The organism is Intestinibacillus sp. Marseille-P6563 (assembly GCF_900604335.1).
Taxonomy (GTDB): domain Bacteria; phylum Bacillota; class Clostridia; order Oscillospirales; family Butyricicoccaceae; genus Butyricicoccus_B.
In genome coordinates, this window is the sequence record NZ_UWOD01000002.1 from 1,522,341 (window position 1) to 1,542,917 (window position 20,577).

At 55.2% G+C, this 20,577-nt stretch carries 18 protein-coding genes; 7 read left to right on the forward strand and 11 right to left on the reverse strand.

Features of this window, described 5'->3' with window-relative positions:
* Nucleotides 1-3: 3 nt before the first annotated feature.
* Nucleotides 4-1,455 (reverse strand): lipopolysaccharide biosynthesis protein, encoded by a 1,452-nt coding sequence (locus EFB11_RS15755; protein WP_122791246.1) that lies wholly within the window; start codon nucleotides 1,453-1,455, stop codon nucleotides 4-6.
* Nucleotides 1,456-1,650: 195 nt separating this feature from the next.
* On the opposite strand from EFB11_RS15755, the gene EFB11_RS15760 reads away from it, so the two are divergent.
* From EFB11_RS15760 to EFB11_RS15770, 3 genes are all read left to right on the forward strand, one after another.
* A complete protein-coding gene (locus EFB11_RS15760) occupies nucleotides 1,651-2,082 on the forward strand; it encodes a MarR family winged helix-turn-helix transcriptional regulator (protein ID WP_122791247.1) in 432 nt (143 codons plus the stop codon).
* Nucleotides 2,079-2,732, forward strand: coding sequence for a YczE/YyaS/YitT family protein (locus EFB11_RS15765; RefSeq protein WP_122791248.1), 654 nt, complete (start codon nucleotides 2,079-2,081; stop codon nucleotides 2,730-2,732). Before EFB11_RS15760 ends, EFB11_RS15765 begins: the two co-directional genes overlap by 4 nt.
* 149 nt (nucleotides 2,733-2,881) lie before the next feature.
* Nucleotides 2,882-3,550: an HAD family hydrolase gene (locus EFB11_RS15770; protein ID WP_122791249.1), complete on the forward strand. Its 669-nt coding sequence runs from the start codon at nucleotides 2,882-2,884 to the stop codon at nucleotides 3,548-3,550.
* Between the two features lie 76 nt (nucleotides 3,551-3,626).
* Here EFB11_RS15770 and EFB11_RS15775 read toward each other — a convergent pair whose 3' ends face one another.
* From EFB11_RS15775 to EFB11_RS15795, 5 genes are all read right to left on the reverse strand, one after another.
* Nucleotides 3,627-4,940 carry a hypothetical protein gene (locus EFB11_RS15775; protein WP_164706812.1) on the reverse strand — a complete coding sequence of 438 codons (1,314 nt, stop codon included), beginning with the start codon at nucleotides 4,938-4,940 and terminating at the stop codon, nucleotides 3,627-3,629.
* Between the two features lie 110 nt (nucleotides 4,941-5,050).
* Nucleotides 5,051-6,565 carry a sugar ABC transporter ATP-binding protein gene (locus EFB11_RS15780; protein ID WP_122791251.1) on the reverse strand — a complete coding sequence of 505 codons (1,515 nt, stop codon included), beginning with the start codon at nucleotides 6,563-6,565 and terminating at the stop codon, nucleotides 5,051-5,053.
* A 55-nt stretch (nucleotides 6,566-6,620) separates the two neighbouring features.
* Complete coding sequence (locus EFB11_RS15785; protein ID WP_122791252.1) at nucleotides 6,621-7,613, reverse strand: sugar ABC transporter substrate-binding protein; 993 nt, start codon at nucleotides 7,611-7,613, stop codon at nucleotides 6,621-6,623.
* Between the two features lie 23 nt (nucleotides 7,614-7,636).
* Nucleotides 7,637-8,602, reverse strand: coding sequence for an ABC transporter permease (locus EFB11_RS15790; protein WP_164706813.1), 966 nt, complete (start codon nucleotides 8,600-8,602; stop codon nucleotides 7,637-7,639).
* Nucleotides 8,599-9,561 carry an ABC transporter permease gene (locus EFB11_RS15795; RefSeq protein ID WP_164706814.1) on the reverse strand — a complete coding sequence of 321 codons (963 nt, stop codon included), beginning with the start codon at nucleotides 9,559-9,561 and terminating at the stop codon, nucleotides 8,599-8,601. Before EFB11_RS15795 ends, EFB11_RS15790 begins: the two co-directional genes overlap by 4 nt.
* Nucleotides 9,562-10,022: 461 nt before the next feature.
* Between EFB11_RS15795 and EFB11_RS15800 the strand changes: the two genes are divergently transcribed.
* A complete protein-coding gene (locus EFB11_RS15800) occupies nucleotides 10,023-10,991 on the forward strand; it encodes an AraC family transcriptional regulator (RefSeq protein WP_164706815.1) in 969 nt (322 codons plus the stop codon).
* Between the two features lie 27 nt (nucleotides 10,992-11,018).
* Nucleotides 11,019-11,927 (forward strand): AraC family transcriptional regulator, encoded by a 909-nt coding sequence (locus tag EFB11_RS15805; RefSeq protein WP_122791256.1) that lies wholly within the window; start codon nucleotides 11,019-11,021, stop codon nucleotides 11,925-11,927.
* Nucleotides 11,928-12,016: 89 nt separating this feature from the next.
* On the opposite strand, the gene EFB11_RS15810 is transcribed toward EFB11_RS15805, so the two are convergent.
* The 5 genes from EFB11_RS15810 to EFB11_RS15830 form a co-directional block, all read right to left on the reverse strand.
* A complete protein-coding gene (locus EFB11_RS15810; protein ID WP_122791257.1) occupies nucleotides 12,017-13,276 on the reverse strand; it encodes a uroporphyrinogen decarboxylase family protein in 1,260 nt (419 codons plus the stop codon).
* Nucleotides 13,277-13,348: 72 nt separating this feature from the next.
* Entirely contained in the window at nucleotides 13,349-14,224 is an 876-nt protein-coding gene (locus tag EFB11_RS15815) for a sugar phosphate isomerase/epimerase family protein (RefSeq protein ID WP_122791258.1), read from the reverse strand.
* Nucleotides 14,225-14,348: 124 nt separating this feature from the next.
* The gene (locus EFB11_RS15820) at nucleotides 14,349-15,335 is read right to left on the reverse strand and encodes an ABC transporter permease subunit (RefSeq protein WP_122790176.1); all 987 of its coding nucleotides are present in this window, start codon (nucleotides 15,333-15,335) and stop codon (nucleotides 14,349-14,351) included.
* A gap of 18 nt (nucleotides 15,336-15,353) precedes the next feature.
* Nucleotides 15,354-16,841, reverse strand: coding sequence for a sugar ABC transporter ATP-binding protein (locus EFB11_RS15825; RefSeq protein WP_122791285.1), 1,488 nt, complete (start codon nucleotides 16,839-16,841; stop codon nucleotides 15,354-15,356).
* Between the two features lie 98 nt (nucleotides 16,842-16,939).
* Complete coding sequence (locus EFB11_RS15830; RefSeq protein ID WP_122791259.1) at nucleotides 16,940-17,953, reverse strand: substrate-binding domain-containing protein; 1,014 nt, start codon at nucleotides 17,951-17,953, stop codon at nucleotides 16,940-16,942.
* Nucleotides 17,954-18,518: 565 nt separating this feature from the next.
* Here EFB11_RS15830 and EFB11_RS15835 point away from each other — a divergent pair.
* Both EFB11_RS15835 and EFB11_RS15840 read left to right on the forward strand, forming a co-directional pair.
* Nucleotides 18,519-19,568, forward strand: coding sequence for a LacI family DNA-binding transcriptional regulator (locus EFB11_RS15835; protein ID WP_164706816.1), 1,050 nt, complete (start codon nucleotides 18,519-18,521; stop codon nucleotides 19,566-19,568).
* 17 nt (nucleotides 19,569-19,585) lie between these two features.
* Nucleotides 19,586-20,374 carry an AraC family transcriptional regulator gene (locus EFB11_RS15840; protein ID WP_164706817.1) on the forward strand — a complete coding sequence of 263 codons (789 nt, stop codon included), beginning with the start codon at nucleotides 19,586-19,588 and terminating at the stop codon, nucleotides 20,372-20,374.
* Nucleotides 20,375-20,577: the final 203 nt, after the last annotated feature.

Genomic DNA, 20,577 nt, shown 5'->3' on the forward strand with positions numbered 1-20,577 from the left:
TTTTTATTGCCGTTTGAGTTTTCGCAAAAACCAGCCGAGTTCCTCTTTGGCTTCGCCCGAAAGAATCAGGCACAGCGCATACACACCTGCACCCGCCACGATGGCACACACCAGCCGCAGCAGATTGCCGCAAGGCAGCAGTGTGCAGCAAGCGAGCGCCGCCGCGCCACACAAAATGGCGCTGCCCAGGATGCGGACAAACGAGCCGAGCGGCACACGCCACATAAAATACTTGCGCACCCGGAAAGCGGTCAGGAAGAAATAGGTCGCAAATGCAACCACCGACCCCATTGCGCCACCGGTAAAGCCCATCATATGCACAAACGCGATGCTGGATACGATCTTGACCGCCATAGCGATCGCGCAGTTGGACAGCACTGGTTTGGTGTCCTGTTCGAGTTCATAGCCCTTGTTGGCGTATTCGGTCAGGCCCATAAAGACCATCGCAAACGCGGTCATCCAGATGACCGGCGCGCCTGCATCATAGCCTTCGGCAAAGAACACCCGGCAGAAGGTGGTCGAAACCGCGGCCAGACCAAACGCTGCGGGCAGGGCCACCAGCAGATACAGCCGTACCCCGGCGCCCAGCAGCACCTTGGCTTCGTCGTGGCTGCGCTCGTTCCAGGCACGCAGCACCGCCGGATACACGCCGCGCAAGACGCCTACTGACAGCATGGTGAACACCGAGTTCGGAATGGAACTGTTGTAATAATAGATGCCGCCCGTTGCGTCGCCGAACACACCATAGATATAGAAGCGGTCAAACAGGGTTAAAAGCCCCGAACACAGGGCAACACCCATCAGCGGCACGCCATAGGCGAGCAGCTTGTTCAGCATTTGCCGGGAAGCGCGCTTGAAACGCACGACCGAAGGCATCCCGAGCGCAAACACCGCGCCCAGTGCGCCCACGCCATCGGCGATAATGTTGGCGATAAAACCGGGCGTAGGGTCGGGGAAATTGCTTTTCCCGCCCACCAGCACAATGGCGACAATCAGCTTTAAGGACGCCGACACCAGCGAAAACAAAATCGCTGGCCGTACCCGGTCGAGCTGTACCAAGGTATTGATCAGAATGGTAAACGCGGTATAGGTGCAGAACATCACCGCGCCCGGCAGAAAACGGCTGTCGCCGGTCACGGCGCCCAGCACGGCGCAGGAAGCCACGCCGACCACGCCCATGAGGATATACACAACCGTCATAGTCGACAGCAGGCCGCTTGCCTTGTCGCGTTTGAATTCCTCAGCCGCATAGCGGGTGGAGGAATTGGCCATCCAGGCCGCGACCAGCAGATAGGCAAAGTTCATGGTCTGCTGCACAAAGCCAAATGCACCTGCCGCATCCTTGGTGAAGATGTGGGTGTACAGCGACGACATGAGCAGCAGCAGTACACCTTCGAGCACCTTGGCCGGCAAAAAGAGCATGGCGTTGCGTGTCATAGTATTTTTTTCAGACATGCGCAAAGTCCCTTCTGTGAAACGATACTTATAATACAGTCTAGCATAGCGACCGGCAAATTGCAACGTACCCGTCGCAGGATGTGCGTTTTTGTGCAAAATGACCGCCCAAAAGCCATTGACAAATGCGGAAAAATTGCCTATACTCGAATATAGTTTGAATGCAAACTAAATTGCCGCACAGGGGGCTGCGCCATGCAAGACATCGGACTGCACTACTGGATGCTCATTGGACAAAGCCGGTTTCACCGGACCATATCCCGGCGAGTTTGCGCCGGGGGATTACTGCCCGGCCAGCCGAAAATTTTGGAGTTTCTCTTTACCCACGACGGCTGCACCCAAAAAGAGATCGGGCAGGGATGCGTGCTGGACAAGTCAACGGTGACCAGTCTGCTGGGCCGTATGCTGGATGCCGGTCTGGTGCGCAAGGACGCCGGAGAGGACGACAAGCGCACGGTCCGTATTTTTTTGACCGACAAAGGCCGGCAAAAAGCGGCCGAGGTATGCGCCGTGTTTGCGCAGGTGGACGCGCAGGCCTGGCAGGGCGTTAGCCCGGCCGAACAGGAACAGTTTGTGCGTATCCTGCGGCAGATTATTTTAAATTTGGAAGGAATGGAAGACGAATGAAGACCTTTATGCACCGTTATCTGTGGTTTGTGTTTGGCGTACTCCTCAACTCCTTTGGGGTCGCGCTGATCACCAAAGCTGCGCTGGGCACCTCGCCAATTTCCAGCGTGCCCTATGTACTCAGCTTTGCGTTCCCGTTTACCTTCGGGCAGATCACATTTGCGTTTAATATGCTGTTTATCATCGGACAGTTCGTATTGCTGCGTAAAGAGTTTCATCCGATTCAGTGGCTGCAAATTGCGGTCAACCTGATTTTCAGCGCCTGCATCGACGGGAGCATGAACCTGCTGACCTGGTTTGAACCCACCAATCTGGTCAGCGAGGCGATTGCGCTGCTGCTGGGCTGCGCGATTTTGGGCCTGGGCATCAGCATCGAGGTCGCACCCGATGTGCTGATGGTCCCCGGTGAAGGCGTGGTCAAAGCCATCACCCGAGTGAGTGGCAAGCGCTTTGGCTCGATCAAGATCGGGTTTGATGTTTCGCTCGTGCTGCTTGCCTGCGTGCTGTCGGTCGTGTTCCAGCATCCGCTGCAAGGCCTTGGCATTGGTACGATCGTATCGGCACTGGTTGTGGGCCGCTTTGTCAATTTCTTTAACCGTCACTTACCGCTGATTACCCGCATCGCGGGCCTGAAGCGGTGTGTCGCATAAACCTCCACCCTTTTCAACATGTACAAAACGCGCAGACGCTGCATTCGTCTGCGCGTTTTGTATGCCCGGAAAAAGATTCTCTGGTGTTCGGTGCGCAAAGCGATTATAATGAACGGGGAAGAAAAAGAAGCCGACAGGAGGATTTTATTTTGATTCAAGCTGTGATTTTTGATATGGACGGCCTGATGTTCGATACCGAGCGGGTGGCCTATGAGATGCTGCATGACATCTGCGCCCGGCACGGGCTGAACTATACCATGGACATGAAGCGGCGCATGTGCGGCGCCAACTTTGACGCCTGCACGCGGATTTTCCGCGAAGAACTGGGCATCGACGACTCGGTTTTGACCTTTGGCCAGTGCTGGACCGAGGTGCGCGAGCGCATGGAAACCGAGTTCACCACCCAGGGCATCCCGTGCAAGCCCGGGCTGAAAGAACTGCTGGACTTTCTGCAAGGGCAGGGAATCGGGGTCGCGGTCGCGTCCGGGTCCTCGGCAGCGGTCGTGCAACGATATCTGGATACGGCCGGGGTGTCCGCTTACTTTTCGGCGATCGTCGGCGGTTCGGACATCAAAAACCCCAAACCGGCGCCCGACTGCTTTTTGATGGCCGCCGAGCGCGTGGGCGCACAGCCGGCCGACTGTCTGGTGCTCGAGGATTCTGCCCGTGGGTTGCAGGCCGCGCTGCGCGCGGGGATGCACGCCATTTGGGTGCCTGATCTGGATGTGCCGGACGAGCAGACGACCGCGAAGCTGGATGCGGTGTGTGAAACGCTGCACGATGTCATCGGCTGGCTGCAAACCGCTTGCAAGGGATAAAAAAGTCCGCGAAATCGTAAGATTTCGCGGACTTTTTTGCAAAGAAAGAAGGATGTCATCCGTTGTGTTGGGGGGCTTAGCCATACACCTTGGCGATGCAGGCGCGGCACAGGTCGGTCCACTTGCGGAAGCGGCTCGGGTCGTTCTGGATGGTGTGTGTATCCTTGAGGATGATCTCAAACGCTGTGCCCTTGCCGTCCTGCATGAGCTTGGTCGTGTAGGAGCGCATTAGGTCCTCATCCCAGCCGTTGGTGATGAGCGATGGATTGGGTTTGCAGGAGAAGATGGCCTTTTTGCCGATTTGGTCGCGCATGGACGCCACATCCGCCCAGGGCGAAACCGAAATACGGCGGATGTTCGGGATGTTCAGCACATCGGGCAGCTTTTTCTCCAGATTGTCGCAGCAGCCGTAGGCCGACAGGCCGAAGTTGCTGAGCAGACGGCTTTCGTAATCGATGGCAAATTCGCGGGTCATCTCGGGCGATACCGAAACGAATTCCTGCGACTCGGCATAGGCCCACAGGTGCTTGAAGGTCAGCTTTTCGCCCGGCTTCAAATCGGGTAGGTCGTGGGTATAGCCATAGCCGCCCGTGCCGTTGTACTGGCAGCCGTTGTTCATTTCGAGCAGGCCCATATCGAGCTGCTGCTGGTACAGGTCCAGATAGCCCTTCTCCAGCACGCGCAGCAGAGCGTGCATCTGGTCGGGATAGTCGTACAGGTCATACAGCGCGTTTTCGTAGCCGCGCAGCTTGGTGTAGGTCTCCATCCAGGAGAAGGCGACATAGGTGTTGCCGCACCAGTGTACATCCAGGATATCCTCCAGCAGTTCCTGATGGATTTCCAGATCGCGCTTGGAACCTTCCTCGTCATAGATGACCTTGGGCGGCACCAGTTTGAAGGGGATTTCATCGTCCTCGATGTCGTCGTCGCTGATGAGCGGCTCGAATTCGGCCGCGGTTTCGTCAAATCGATAATCGGTGCGCCAGAACGGGTTGACCGTCGAGATGGTCGGCACATGTACCGATTCATTGGTGAAGGCGTTGTGCGCCTGCTGGCCAGCCAGTGTCCAGCCGGTGTCCGAAATGCGCTTGCGGCAGTCCCACCGCTTTTCGGCAGGCACGTCGTCGTTGATGGTTTCGGCGCGGTAGATGCGCGCGCGCAGCGTCCATTCGATTTCACGGGCCACCGGGTCTTCACTGACCAGCGTGTCCGGCGGGACGATTTCGCGCCACGCGCCTTCGGGCGAGCAGTCGATGACCGGCTGCTCGGTTTTGAGGTCATTGTGTGCATACCACAGTTTGCGGCGTTCTTCCATGACCGGCAGCTCGGCCAGTTCGGCCAGACGCTTGGCAAGGTCCTGGATTACGGATTTTTCCTTTTCGGTAATCAATACAATCAGCTCCTTGAAAGCTTTGGCTGCTGCAGGCATCGTGAAAATCCGTTTGCCGGATTTTCACGATGGCAGCCCCAAAGAAGAGAAAAGAGAAGAATAGATGCAAATTAAGCGTGTTTGGCCGATTCGGTGATGGTAATGGCCTTGATGAGGTTTTCCTCGGTGATTTCATCGCCGGTCAGTTCGCCGGTGATCAGCCCCTGGGCGATGGTGTAAATGCGGTTGGATACACCCATAATTTCGGGCATCTCGGACGAGATGACGATCACCGCCATGCCCGATTCGGCCAGATCGGCGATCAGCTTGTGGATTTCAGACTTGGAACCCACATCGATGCCGCGCGTCGGCTCATCGAGGATGAGCAGATCGGGCTCGGTGGTCAGCCATTTGCCGATGACCACTTTCTGCTGGTTGCCGCCCGATAGATAGACGATCTGCTGCTCGGACGAGGGCGACGAGATGCGCAGTTTGTCGTGATATTCGTTGTAGATGTCATAGGTGGCTTTGTCGTCGACAAAACCGCCTTTGGAAATCCAGGGCAGCTTGGCCAGGGCGATGTTTTCCCGGCAGGATTTGTCGAGCACCAGCCCCTGCTCCTTGCGGTTTTCGGTCACGAAGCCAATCTTGTTCTTGACCGCGTCCACGCTCGTGCGGATGGAAGATTTCTTGCCGTTCATGTAGATGTCCCCGGCATCCGGCCGCCGCACGCCGAAAATGGTTTCCATGATTTCCGACCGGCCTGCGCCGACCAGACCATAGAAGCCGACCACTTCCCGGCGGCGTACGTGGAAGGAAATGTCCTTGTACACCCCGCGCAGCGACAGATTTTCGACGCGCAGCACTTCCTCGCCTGGCTCGGCCTGGCATTTGTGGAAGTAACCGTCCAGCGTGCGGCCGATCATGGCCTGCACGATGTCGTCCAGACCGATCTCCTTGGTGACAAACTGGCCGGTCGGCTGACCGTCGCGGAAGACGAGCACCCGGTCGCTGATCTCAAAAATTTCATCCATCTTGTGGCTGATGTAGACGATGCCGACGCCCTCGGCCTTGAGGGTGCGGATGATCTCGAACAGATAGTTCTTTTCGCGCTCGGTCAGCGACGAGGTCGGCTCGTCCAGGATGAGCACCTTGGCGCCCAGGGCGATGCCGCGCGCGATCTCGACCATTTGCTGCTGGGCGATGGGCAGCGTGGAAATGACATCCTTGGGACTGGCCGGGCAGCCGAGCTTGTCGAGCACGGCCTGCGCGTCGCTGTATAGCTTTTTCCAGTCTACGCGGCCATGCTTCATGGGCAGCGAGCCCAGATAGATATTTTCGGCGACACTCAAATCCATGACCAGCGAAAGCTCCTGGAAGATGAGCACAATGCCGTCTTTTTTGGCGTCGTTCGGGTTGGTGTAGCGCACCGGCTTGCCCTGATAGAGGATTTCCCCCGAATCGGGGTCGGGCTGGTAAACGCCGGACAGGCATTTCATCAGCGTGGACTTGCCCGCACCGTTTTCGCCGCACAGCGCCAGCACTTCGCCGTAGCGCAAATCCAGGCAGGCGCCGTTGAGCGCCTTGACACCTGGAAAGCTTTTGTTGATGTTCTGCATTTGCAGCACAAATTCGTTCTTACTCATGGTTCATCCACCGACTCCTTGTATGGGGATTCCGGGACCGGGCAATCTGTGCCGATTACCACGGTTCGATGTTCAGCGAATCGAGATTGTCAGCTGTTGCAACCGGGGTTTCCATGAAGTTGTCGAACTCGGCGATCTCTTCGCCCTTGGCGATGCGGACAGCATAATCCAGAGCGGTCTGTGCGTCGATGATCGGGGACTGCATCGCAGTTGCGCGCAGCTTGCCGCTTTCGATGTAGGTCAGGGTGTTGTAGTCGCCGCAGGCAGCTGCATAGACCTTGATGTCGGTGCGTCCGGCTGCGTCCATGGCGTTGATGGCGCCGATGGCGATGTTGTCATCCATGCAGAAGACCGCGTCAACCGAGCCTTCGGGATACTTGACCAGATAGTTTTCCATGACCTGCTGTGCCTTTTCACGGTTGCCGTCCGAAATCTGGGACTCGAGCACTTCGATGTTGGTGCCTTCGATGGCTTCATCCAGGCCCTGGCGGCGTTCGGCCGAGGTCGAATAACCGGCCTGACCGTCGATGTACAGGATCTTGGCGTCGGTGCCGATGTCTTCGATCATCTGCTCGGCGGTCTGCTTGCCTTCGAGCACGTTGGACGGGCCGACATAGCATTCGAGGTATTCCTTACCGCTCTCTTCGACGTTGGTGTTCGCGCTCATGACCGGGATGCCAGCGGCATTGATCTGACGCACCATCGCAACGCCCGATTCCGAGTTGGTCGGCCACAGGACGATGACGTCACAGTTCATACCGATCAGGTCCTGCACCTGGTTTTGCTGCTTGGTCACGTCGCCGACCGGGTCGAGAAGCTTGAGGTCCACGCCCAGCGTTTTGGCGTATTCTTCGGCTGCCGAATAGTAAGCCGTCTGATACGGGTCCGCGCCCGCGTTGTTGACCGTCATGCCGATGACGATGTCACCGTTTGCGGCACCGCCGCCGCTGCCGGCTGCGCTGCTGTCGCCGCTTGAACTGCCGCAAGCGGTCAAACTCAGAGCCATTGCACCTACACACAACATCGATACCAATCTCTTTTTACGCATTTTCTTTTCCTCCTTAAATTTGTTTATGCATTGGTCAGGCTGGCCTTTTTGCGGCGGTCGGTCAGTACCTTGTCGAGGTACAGGACGCCGATCATAATCAGGCCGGTGACCAGGGTCGATACATAAGTCTGCACATTGAGCAGATTCATCACATTGGACACAATGCCCAGAATCAGGACGCCGCCGCAGGTGTACCAGATGTTGCCGAAGCCGCCGGTCAGCTTGCTGCCGCCCAAAACAACGGCGGCGATGACCAGCATGTGCATATCCGGCCAGCCCAGCGGGGGAGAGGATGCGCCGCTTTGCGCCGCGTACAGGACGCCGCCCAGTGCGCCGGTAAATCCGCAGATGACAAAGTTGATAAAGGTGGTGCGGGTCACGTTGATGCCCGCATTGAAGGCTGCGTTGGCGTTGCCGCCGGTGGCGTAGGTGTTGCGGCCGTGACTGGTGTAGCGCAGCACATAATGGGCCAGGCACAGCATCACGATAAACAGGATGCTGATATAGGTCAGGTTGCCGATGCGGCCCAGACCGATCTCAATAAAGACCGGGTCGGTGGCCAGAATGGATTGCTCCTGGCTGTACAGATAGGACAGCGAGCGGCAGCCGAGCATGAGGGCCAAGGTTACGACAAAAGCGTTGATGCCCGCCTTGGCGACCAGAAAACCGTTGATCGCGCCCACAACGATGCCCACCAGCAGGGAAATCAGAATGGCCGGCACCAGACCGAGCGAAGATTGCAGCCCGCAGGACAGCGCAGCGGTCAGCGAGATGAGCGTACACAGCGACATATCGAAATAGCCGTTGATGATGACGAACGTCATGCCAATGGCCATGATGCCCTTGATGGCGTTCTGGTTTAAGACGTTTAACAGGTTGCGTACCGTCAAAAAGTCGGGCACAAAGATGGCTGCCAGCACCAGGATGACCACCAGAATGGGCACCACAGTATTGCGTTCCAAAAATGTTCTGAAATTTTTTCCGTTCATGACAGCGCCTTCTTTCTCGCGGCTCGAATGGCCATCCAAACAGCCAGCAGGATGATGATGCACTGGGCCAGCCATTGCAGGTAATAGGGCAGTCCCAAGATGACGAATCCGTTTTTCAGGATGCCGATGATGGCTACACCGATGAAGGTTTTCACAATGTTGCCGCTGCCGCCGTTCAGGCTCGCACCGCCCAGGATAACGCCGGTGATAACGTCAAATTCATAGCTTTGGCCAATGGTGGTCTGGGCCGCGCCGCCGCGCGAACACAGCAGGATGGCGCCAATGGCCGTGGAAAGACCGGACAGGATAAAGGTGTTGAAGATGACCCGCTTGTCGTTGATGCCGCTGTACCGGCAAGCCTGGTCGTTGGAACCGACCGCCAAAACATGGTGGCCAAATACGGTCTTATTCAGCAGGATCGCATAGGCTGCAATGACGATCACCATGATGATGGTGACATAGGGGATCGGGCCCAGGCTGCCCTTGCCGATCTGCCCGAACCAGACGTTTTGGTCTTTGAGCATGACCGACGAGCCGCCGGTATACATCAGGGTCAGGGCCTGCAAAACATTCATCATGCCCAAGGTGACGATCATGGAGTTGAGCCGCAGGTAGCCAACGAGGAATCCGCAGACCATACCCGAAGCAATGCCGACGAGGAACGTCACCAGAATCGCCGGAATGGGACCGATCTTATCGTGCAGGTCGATGCACATGCAGCAGCACAAACTGAGCAGCGAACCGACGGACAGGTCGAAGTTGCCGCCGATGATGACAAAGCTCATGCCGCAGCCCATCACGGCAATCGTGGCCACCTGCCGCAAGATCAGTACGGCATTTTCGCCGGTACGAAAATTGGCAGACAGAAGTGCAAAAATCAGGTATACTAAAATCATGGCGCCCGCAATGGCCCAGTTTTTCGCGGTCTGCGTGATGCACTCCTTTCTGGATATACTCATTTGCGTGATCCTTCCTTTCTTCATTCTCTCGGATTATTTCATGCCGCGCAGCGTCGCGCGCAAACTGCATGCGGCTTGAAAACTTATTGATATTGCTTTTTTGGAAGCAACCCTGTCGGGAACAAGGATTCACTATTCTTGCTTCTTTAAAATAACGACATCTTGCGTCTTTCAACCAAGCGGTTTCTTTATTTTTCTTGTATTTGTTATCATCTTGCACATTTATTCTAGCATTAAGGTTTTGTTTTTGGGTAGAATAGAACAAAACGAAAATTAGCACAAAACGCAACTGTTTTATTTTGCTCTATGCAATTTATCTAAATTGTTATTTTCTTTTTGTTCCTTCTGCTGATTTGAAAATTGTTTATCGATTTTGTCTTTCTTTCTGGCCGGGCTGCGGTACAATATAGAAAAGAATCCATGTCCCCCAAATGCCGCCCGGACAGAAAGGAGCCCCTCCCATGCCAACCGTATACATCGACCGCACCAAACCGGATGCGTCCGGTATCACCCTGCTGTGTGAATCGGAATCGCCCGAGCCGTCGCCCGCGGCGTTGCCACACTGCCATTCTTTTTTCGAGGTGACACTGGTTGTGCGGGGAAGCTGCAAAGTCTTTACGAGCCGGCATCATATCCTGCTCATTCCGGGCGACCTGCTGCTCTTTCCGCCCGACCGGCTGCATGCCTGCCTTCCGCAAAAGGGGGCGCAGATTTGCTCTTGTCAGTTTGAATCTCATCTCATTCCCCGCACCCTGATGCAGAATACCGGCTATTGGGACATGCCGCAGGCGTCTGCGGCGCACAAGCGGCTGCACGATCTGCAAGCCTTTGCATCGAGCGAAGTGCCGCTGCTCAAGCGGCGCACTTTCTCCGATTCGGATGCTCCAAACCCGCCGGACATCATGCACTTAGCGCGCGCGGAATTTACTAGGCTCCATGAAATCCTGCAAAACATCGCTTCCGAACAAGAAGAACGCTGCTGCGGGTTTGAAGAAATGAAACGGCTGCGTTTGCAGGAATTGCTGATTTTAATTCGCCGCATCCAGCTCAGTCAGTTGCAGCCAGCCGGGGAGCAGACATCGTGGAAGGAAGACATGGTCGGCGAGGTGCTGACCCAGATCGATCAAAACCTGGCACAGGGCATCGATTTTGAAGCCATTGCGCACAGCAAAGGCGTGACCCTCAGTTATTTCCGTGCGATTTTCAAAGAGATCACCGGCATGTCGCCCACCGATTACTTGGGCCGCATCCGCATCTTGCGCGCGCTCGAACTGCTGCAAACCTGTGATGCGCCGGTGTCCGAAATCGGCCGTAAGGTCGGCATCTGCGATGCCAACTATTTTTCCCGCCTCTTTAAAAAGGTCACGGGATATCCCCCGCGCTATTTTAAGGCCATTCCCGAGCGGCCAGATGAGCCGCAGTCCGAATAATCCCGCTTTCGAAACAGGAGTTTTGTCATGAAGAATTATGAAATCGGCGTATTGCCTGCCTCTACCTGGTTTTTCTTTTCGCCCACCGAGGACACCAAAAAACTGTTTTATTACCACACCATGTGCGGTCACTTTTTCTGCACCAAGGATTATTACATCAAACGAAAAACCTTCCCGGTGCTCCTGCTGGTCTATGTGCAGCACGGCGAGTTTTATCTGGAACTGGAGGATGGTCATTATACGGCGCAAGCCGGACAAATCGCCTTTTTTGACTGTCGTCAGCCGCATTATTATCACGGTTCGGACGATCTGGAGTTTTATTATCTGCATTTTGACGGCCCGCAGGCCTCCGAACTTTGCCGGTACATCAACCAGAACAGCGGCGTGGTGATCGATGGGGAAAACAACGATACTATTCTGAAAATCCTGGATGAGATGATCCTTTTTTACCAGAATGGCGGCAATGAAAGCATTTTTACAACTTCGGCTCGCATCTACCGTCTGCTTATGCTGCTCAATTCTCCCATTATTTCGCCGCGCCTGAAGAAAAACGACGATTCCCTCATCCGTGCGGTCAGCTATATCCGCAGCAATGTTGGAAAACGCATTTCGTTACAGGAACTGGCCGATGTGGCTGGACTGAGCGTCTATTACTTCTCCCATCTGTTCAAAGAGATGACCGGGCAGTCGCCCACCGAGTTTGTCATCAATTCCCGCATCGACCAGGCCAAGGCACTGCTGCTGACGAGCGACCTGTCTGTCGCTGAGGTATCCCGGCAGGTGGGGTATCCGAATAGCAGCAATTTGATTTCGCTGTTTGCCAAACGGGTCGGCTGTTCGCCAGCACAATTCCGCAAGGAAAATCGGGCCTCGTTCAGCGACCAAGCCCGGCTGGGACAGCCTGCGGCCTTTATCCGCGCAGGCGACCGGTTGTAAACATAAGAAAAGCCCGGAAGAGCATCCATAGGGATGCCCATCCGGGCTTTTGTATTGTTGGAATCAAGAAATTTGAAAAAGGTATGCAATCAGCGGTCGCCGTTGAATTCGTGGACCGCATCGATCATGGCGACGATATTCTCCACCGGCGTGCCGCACTGCACGATGTGGATGGAGTTGAAGATATAGCCGCCGTCGGGTGCGAAGATTTCCAGGCGCTCGAGCACCTGCTTGCGGACCTCTTCGGGCGTGCCGAAGGGCAGAATCTGCTGTGTATCGATGCCGCCGCCCCAGAAGGTGATGTCCTTGCCATAGGCTTCCTTCAGGTGCTTGGCATCCATGCCGGCTGCCGAGCACTGAACCGGGTTGAGCGCATCAAAGCCAGCCTCGATGAACAACGGGATGATCGGGTCGACTGCGCCGCAGCTGTGCTTGAGGGTCTTCCAGCTGGTGTTGGCATGAATCCAGTCGTTGATCTTCTTGTAATACGGCAGATAGAACGTCCGGAACTGGTCAACCGAGCAGAACTGAGCGCGCTGTGTGCCGAAATCGGTGCCGCAGATGAACGCTACATCGATCAGGTCGCCGACAGCATCGTGGTACTTCTTGAGATTTTCGATGGCAATATCGGTCTGTGCCTCGAAGATTTCATGTACATAGTCCGGGTAGAGCAGCGGCGCCATGTACCAATCCTCGATCGTGCGGATGCCCTTGGGCTTGAGAAGGCCGGGACCGGGGATTTCCGAGGCATCGCCCAGACCCATGCCGCCAAAGGAAGCGGTCACTGCGCGGCCGGTTTTGGACAGTTCACGTGCACGGTCGGCAAAGAACTTGAGCTGTTTGTCCGGAACCGGGCCGTATTCCTCGATGTTGTCGTGGAAATCCAAGTCATCCTCGTCGACTTCTTCCTTCTGCCGGATGATGTTGTCAAAGTAGTAGCCGTCCTTGGGCATATGGCCGCTCGGCTCCGCCGTGCGGTCGCCCTGCGGATACAGCAGCCAGCCACCCGAGCCGTCCGAATCGACCTCGAACTTTTCGGGCACCAATACGGTGTGGCCGAAGTAATCCCATTCTTTCCAGCCTTCGTAGGGGAACCCGAACGAGCAGGCATATCCGTTGATGCCTTCCAGGTCTACGCCGATGGCTTCCTGCAAATCGGGTTCGATGACGCCGGTCATAGTGGAAACTTCGGAAATTTTGACCGGATGCTTTTCCAGTCCGTAATATTCGCGCAGCGCTTCTACGCAGGTCACGTGCATGCACGAGCAGGTGTGACCGCCAAAGTCAAGCGGCACCTTGTCCGGCTGCTGGTGGTTGAGCGCTGCTAAAACACGTTCTTTCGATGTCATAGTGCTTGCCTCCTCTGGTATGTTGGAGCACGCTCCCCCGATGCTACGCATGGGGGAGCGGGAAATAATCTTTTAGAACTGCGCGTACTTGGCAACGTGTGCCTTGGTGACTTCGGCCGACTTCTTGACGTTCTCTTCCTGGTCCATTTCGTAATATTCCGGACGGAAGATTTCGATCGTGCAGCAATCGCCGTCAAAGCCGATCTTTTTCAGGGTGTCTGCATAGCGGGCATGCGGCAGGCAATCACCTTCCGCATCCGGCCACATACGCTTTTCGTCGTTGTTGTAGTAGCTGCCGCAGGGCAGGTCTTCGGTGCCGTTGAGGTGCCAGACAAAGATCTTCTTGCCGTCTGCCTTTTCCAGGGTGTCCCAACCGGAACCCATAGCGTAGAAGTGGTACTGGTCGAGCGTAACACCGACCATCGGGCTGCCGACAGCTTCCACGATCGCATAAGCATCTTCGAAGCGGTTGATAGTCATGACCGGTTCGCCGCAGAACTCCAGGCTCAGCTTGATGCCGTGCGGCTCGCACTTTTTGACCATTTCCTTCAAAACAGCAACCGCATCGTCGCGGATTTCCTTGCGGGTCGGGGTCAGGCCGCGTTCCTTCATGTCCTTGCTGGGTACAACGACGATCATCTTGCAGCCCAGGATGTTGCAGCGGCGGATGATCTCATCCAGCTCTGCCATGACGGCATCCTTTTCTTCCTGCGTCTGCTTCATGTTGAAGAAGCACAGCGCATTGTAGGACAGCATTTTCAGATGATGCTCCTGGAACCACTTGCCCATCTCTTCGAGCGTGATCTTGCCAGCTTCCAGATCGCGGTTTAAGCATTCGGACTGGATATCAATAAAGTCAAACCCGTACTTTTCACAGTATTCCAGGTCTTTCATGACAGAGTGGTCTTTGCAAAAACGATCGTTTGCTTCGTTAAAACCGATTTTCATAGTAAATAGGACTCCTTTTATAAAAAATATTAAAGTTGCTTTTTGGAAAGACTTCGAGTGTTCCGGGACCACGGCAGGACCGCTTCCCGGAACACCCAGAAGAAAAGGAAGAGAGAGATTATCTTTATGCACGCTTGGCGTTCTTGCGCATATCGAGAACAACCGAGCCAACGATGATGATGCCCTTGACGATGTTGGTCATGTTATCGTCGACCTTCAGCATAACCAGACCATTGTTGATAACGCCGAGGATCAGGATACCAGCCAGAACACCGGATACACGGCAGATACCGCCGGTATGGGAGGTGCCGCCGACCGTTGCAGCAGCGATGGCGTCCAGTTCGTAGTTCAGGCCCGAATTTGCCGGGTCAGCCGAACCGGCACGGCCAGCCAGCAGCATGCCGGCGATGGCTGCACACAGCGAGCACCATACATAAACCAGAATCAGGTTCTTTTCTACGTTGATACCAGCCACGCGTGCGGCCTGGTCGTTGCCGCCGATGGCGTAAACATTTTTGCCGAAGCGGGTCTGGGTCAGCAGGAACGCCGAAATGGCGAACATGACAAAGAATACAAGGATGATGACCGGGAACACGCCGCCGATGCGATAGGAACCGAGGAAACGGAAATCTTCCGACAGGTTGGAAACCGGGCGGTTGGTGTACATTTTCGCACCTGCACGGCAGATGAGCTGTGCACCCAGGGTTGCGATGAACGGCGGGATTTTGGTGTAAGCGATGATCGCACCGTAGATGGCGCCGATGCCAGCGCCGAGTGCCAGACCGATCAGGATAACGACTGGAGCGGGCAGGGGGCCAACGCCCGGCAGGATAGCATTTGCGTAGTCAGCCGGCTGCACAAGCGAAGCGGTGATACAGGCGACGAGCGCCGCGGATGCGCCGATCGTCAGGTCGATGCCCTTGGACAGGATGGCGAACATAACGCCGAAGGCCATGATGCCCTTAACGGCTTCGCCGGAGAGCAGGGTCAAAAGGTTGCCAACCGAGAAGAAGGTAGGCTGCGCGATACTCATGATGATGACCAGCGCGATCAGCACCAGCCAGATCGAGTTCTGCGACAGGAATTTCTTTTTATCAAATGTTTTCTGCATACCGTATACCCCTCTTTCTTATTGCTTTTCGGCAGCGGGCTGATAAGGAACCTCGCTGGTAGCATATTTCAGGATGAGTTCGCTCGAGAAGTCCTTGCGGTCGACGATCGCGGTCATCGTGCCTTCGTGCATGACGACGATGCGGTCGGACATACCCGTGACTTCGGGCAATTCGCTGGAGATCATGATGATGGCTTTGCCTTCGCCCGCCAGCTTGGTGATGAGCGAATGGATTTCAGCCTTTGCGCCTACGTCGATGCCGCGGGTCGGTTCGTCGACGATCAGGATATCCGGATTGGTCAGCAGCCACCGGCCGACCAGCACTTTCTGCTGGTTGCCGCCCGACAGGTTCTGGATGGGCGTGTCGATGGTCGGTGTTTTGGTGTTGAGCTTCTTTACATATTCCTCGGTATCCGCGCGCATCTTCTTGTGGTCGAGCGGGAATCCGTATTTTTTCAGGTTTGCCAGCACGGTATTGTCCTTGACGCTCAGCAGGCCGACAATGCCGTTGCCGCGCCGGTCTTCGGTGAGCAATCCAATCTTGTTGGCGATTGCGTCCTCCGGCGACTTGATATGCAGTTCTTTTCCGTCCTTATAAATCTTACCGCCGGTGATCTGACGCATGCCGAAAATGGCTTCAGCCGTTTCGGTACGGCCCGCGCCGACCAGACCTGCCATACCCAGGATTTCGCCCCGGTGCAGCTCAAACGAGACGTTTTTGACCGCTCGTCCAGCGGACAGATTTTCAACTTTCAAAATGGTATCGCCGATCGGGCAGTCCACCTTGGGGAACATGTCGGTCACTTCGCGGCCGACCATCAGCTGGATGACCTTGTCGACGTTCAGGTTTTCCGCGCGGTCGGTGGCAATGTACTCGCCGTCACGATACACCGTGATGTCGTCCGAAATGCGGAAGATTTCGTCCATCTTGTGGGAGATATAAATGATGGCTACGTTTTTGGATTTGAGTTCTGCGATGATGCGGAACAGATGCTCTACTTCGGCATCGGTCAGCGACGAAGTCGGTTCGTCCATGATAACGATGCGGCTGTCATACGAAACCGCCTTGGCGATTTCGACCATCTGCATTTTGGCAACCGTGAGATTGCCCATCTTTTCGTCCGGGTCCACATCCAGATTCAGCTTCTGGAACAGCTCGATGCTGTCCTGGCGCATCTTCTTGTGGTCGACGATCAGACCCTTGCGGGGCGCGCGGCCCAGCCAGAGATTTTCACATACACTGCGCTCGGGCACCGGTGAAAGTTCCTGATGAATCATAGAAATACCGGAACTCAGTGCTTCCAGCGTGTTTTTAAAATGAATTTCTTTGCCTTCAAAAACGATCTTACCCGAGGTGGGCGGATGAATGCCGATCAGGCATTTCATCAGGGTCGATTTGCCTGCACCGTTTTCGCCCATCAGGGTGTGTACGGTACCGGGACGCACCTTCAGCTGCACGCCCTTCAGCGCACGCACACCGGGGAAATCCTTGACGATATCGGTCATCTCCAGGATATACTCTTGACTCACTGTTCTTCCCCCCAATTTTATTTGAGTTTGGTTTAGGAAAGGGACATCGCTTGCAATGCCCCTTTCCCTTCTGCTTATTCGTAATCTGCTACGTTGTCCGGGGTAACGGGTTCGAACGGTACCCAGCAAATGTTGCCGGTTTCGTCGGTTTCATAATCGGTGCCGTCGTTGATGGCCTTGCCTTCGATCAGGTTTGCAGCAGCCTTTACAGCGCCGTAGCCCTGGCCGTTTGCATCCTGGAATACGGTCATTGCCAGCGTGCCGTCCTTGATGGCCTGTACGCCGTCAACCGTTGCGTCGATACCAACGATCGGGATGGAAGTCGGGTCCATGCCCTTTGCCTTCATCGCTTCCACAGCACCCAGTGCCATTGCGTCGTTGTTGGCGATGATGCAGTCAAACTCGGTGGTGCCCAGCAGCGGGGAGATCATATCCATTGCAGTTGCGCGGTCATACTCTGCAACCAGCGGAGCAGCAGCTTCGATCGGATTCAGGCCTGCGTCCTTCATCGCCTGGATAACCGATGCCGAACGCTGTTCGGTATGTACCAGACCCAGGGTGCCCTGAAGCATGATGTAACGAACATCGGTCTTGCCCTGTTCCTTAAAGTAGTTGGCCAGGAATTCGCCCTGGTAACCGCCGGACTGATTTTCGTCGGATACAACCGCTGCGGACTTGCCAGCTTCCAGTACGCTGCTGTCAGCCGGAACGCGGTTTACGAAAACAACCTTCATGTCGCCAGCAGCTTCGATGCACTGCTGAGCGGTTTCTGCGTCAACCAGGTTTACCAGAACAGCATCGTCGCCTGCATTGCGAGCAGCTTCGATGAACTGGATCATCTCGCCGGTGTCGTTCTGTGCGTCCTGGGTCGACAGCTTAACGCCCAGTTCGTCAGCGGCGCTCTTTGCACCAGCTTCCAGCGTGCTCAGGAACTCATCGCGCAGCGACATAATCAGCGTCATGCTGTAACCATCGCTGTCACCGCTAGCAGCTGCGCTGCCCTGCTGTGCGCTGTCGCCGCCGCAACCGGTCAACATGGTTGCCATCAATGCGGTGGCAGCCAGCCCTGCAAGAAATCGTCTTTTCATGTTTTCTCCCTCTACTTTCTTTGCATTTTTCAAGTGCCGTGCACGTTCACATTTTGTGAAAAGCACGTTTTACTTGACCTGATTTAGTTTTATCGCATATTCTCCGCCCCGTCAACCGCGTTTTTGCGTTTTCCACATTATAAACAATCAGATTTGCTGGTTTTTCAGCATGTTGTCTACACAAAATTGTGATTCTGGCATATTTGTGCGATGGATGGCAGGGCTGGTTATGCAAAAACACCTATATTTCCGTGGCAAGGGGGTGCTCGCTTGTGCAATTCCAACGGTTTTGACCGGGAAGTGCGCCCGATGCGCATTGGTTTTTTTCACCGTGTTTTCGGGACGCTATCCTTATTTTCTTCTGTTTCTTGCGGGGAAATCAGAATCTTTTTTGGGACTTGCCTCGAAAAGTTTACATTTAGATTAAATTTTAGAATCTGTACACGAGCACAATTTAATAAATAGCGCGTTTTTGCAATAAAACTGGACTTTTTTAAGAAAGTGTGGTATGCTCTGGATAAATCATCGGAGGATTCCTCATTCCAAAGCAATCGAGGTGCGCCAAATGGCTATCACAATCAATCAAATTGCGGAACTGTGCGGTGTTTCTCGCGGCACAGTCGATCGCGCACTCCATAATAAAGGAAATGTGCGCCCCGCGGTGGCGGCGCAAATCAAAAAAGTGGCGGCCGAATACGGCTATACACCCAACCGGGCCGGCCTGGCGCTTTCGCGCGCCGCGCATCCCATCCGCCTGGGCGTGGTGCTGCACTCGGTGCAGAACAGTTTTGTGCAAAGCCTGCTCGAGTGCTGCCGCCGCGAAGCGCAGCGGCTGAGTGTGTTCAGCACCGAAATTATCTTTCGGCTGTCCCGGACACTGGACCCGGTGGAACAGGTGCGCATGGTGGATGACTTGGTCTGCAACCATAAGGTCGATGGCCTGGCCATCATGCCGCTGCACAGTTTTATGGTCGAAAACCGCCTGAATGAGTTGGCAGAGACCCAATCGCTGCCCATTATCACGTTCAATACCGATCTGCCCAATAGCCGCCGTATCTGCTACGTCGGACAGGACAGTACAGCGGCCGGCCGGACGGCCGCGGCGCTGATGCGGCTGGCGACCGGCGGCCACGGTCTGATTTCCCCGATCGTCGGCCCTTCGGAAAACCATAGCGCATATACCGACCGCCTGCGCGGTTTCCAGCTGGAATTGTGCTCGACACCGTCGGACATGCAGTTCCTGCTCACCCGTGCCGAACGGGATGATGACGATGAATGCACCTATGACGCGACCATGCAGCTGCTGCGCACCCATCCGGACATTGCGGGCATTTATGCAATCACGTCGGGGTATACCGGCGCCTGCCGGGCGCTCATCGACACCGGACTTGCGGGCAAAGTGCATCTCATCCTGCACGATGAGATTGCGTCCAACCTGCAATATGTGCGCGATGGAGTGATCGATTTTGTCATCGGACAAGATGCCGAAGTACAGGGGACCCTGCCCATGCAGCTGCTCTCGGACCTCATCCATCTGCGCCGCAAACCGGAAAAAGAGTTATATCATACCGATATCCGTGTGCTGTTCCGCCACAACATTGACAATCTGCTGTGATGGAAATGGAGCCCTGGATGCGCGGTGCATCCCTTGACAGCGCGGTCCATCTGTTTGATGGTCCCCACGAAAGCGACACCATGCCGCCTTTGTTTTTTCAGGAACTGCCGGCAGCCAACCGAATGGTGATCGTATGGTGCGGCGAGGTGACCTTCTACGCGGGAACGGTTGCCTATACCGTGCATGCCGACGATTTATTGATTCTGCCGGTGCAGTTATGCCATGCGCTATTTCCCGGTCCGGGTGCGCAATGGACCCTTCTGGAATTTTTACCCCAGCATGCGGAAAACACCCTGCATGACTGCCAGCTGTATTCCTTTCATTCGCAGCCACTCATTCGGTCCATGCTGGAGATGATGCGCACCCCGCAGCTGCTGCAATCCTCGCGGGTGCAGATGCTCGAGGCATTGCTGCTGCAACTGAGCCTGTCCCCGCACATTGCGTTCCACAACGCGGCGCCGGACACGTTGCCGCTGCAAATTTTAGCGTACTTAAACGAACATTTTCGGGAAGACCTGTCCTTGCAGGAGTTGTCTGCCCGGTTTCATATCAGCCCAAGCCATATGATTCATATTTTCAATCCCTTGTTTGAACTGTCGCCTATGCAATATGTCATCCAGCGGCGCATTGGAGAGGCGCAGCATTTGCTGCTCACGACCGATTGCAGTGCGAGCGAAATCGCAGGCGAGGTCGGCATCCCCAACCGCAACCATTTTTACAGCACGTTCAAACGCTTTGTCGGTTTGACGCCCAGCGCTTACCGTGCGCATTTTCGGCGCCTTCCTGTGCAGGAAGAATCATCCTGAAAACAGAAAAAGCGGCGCGAAAATCGCGCCGTTTCTTTTTGAAATGCAAAAAACCTCGCAGTTTCAAACTGCGAGGTTTTTCTGGCGGAGAAAGAGGGATTTGAATTCCAAATATGTATTTTTATAGGTATTATCTCGTTGTATAGTGTTTGTTTTGTCCGGGATTCGGAATATATTCGCACAATAAATCCATAGAGTCCATG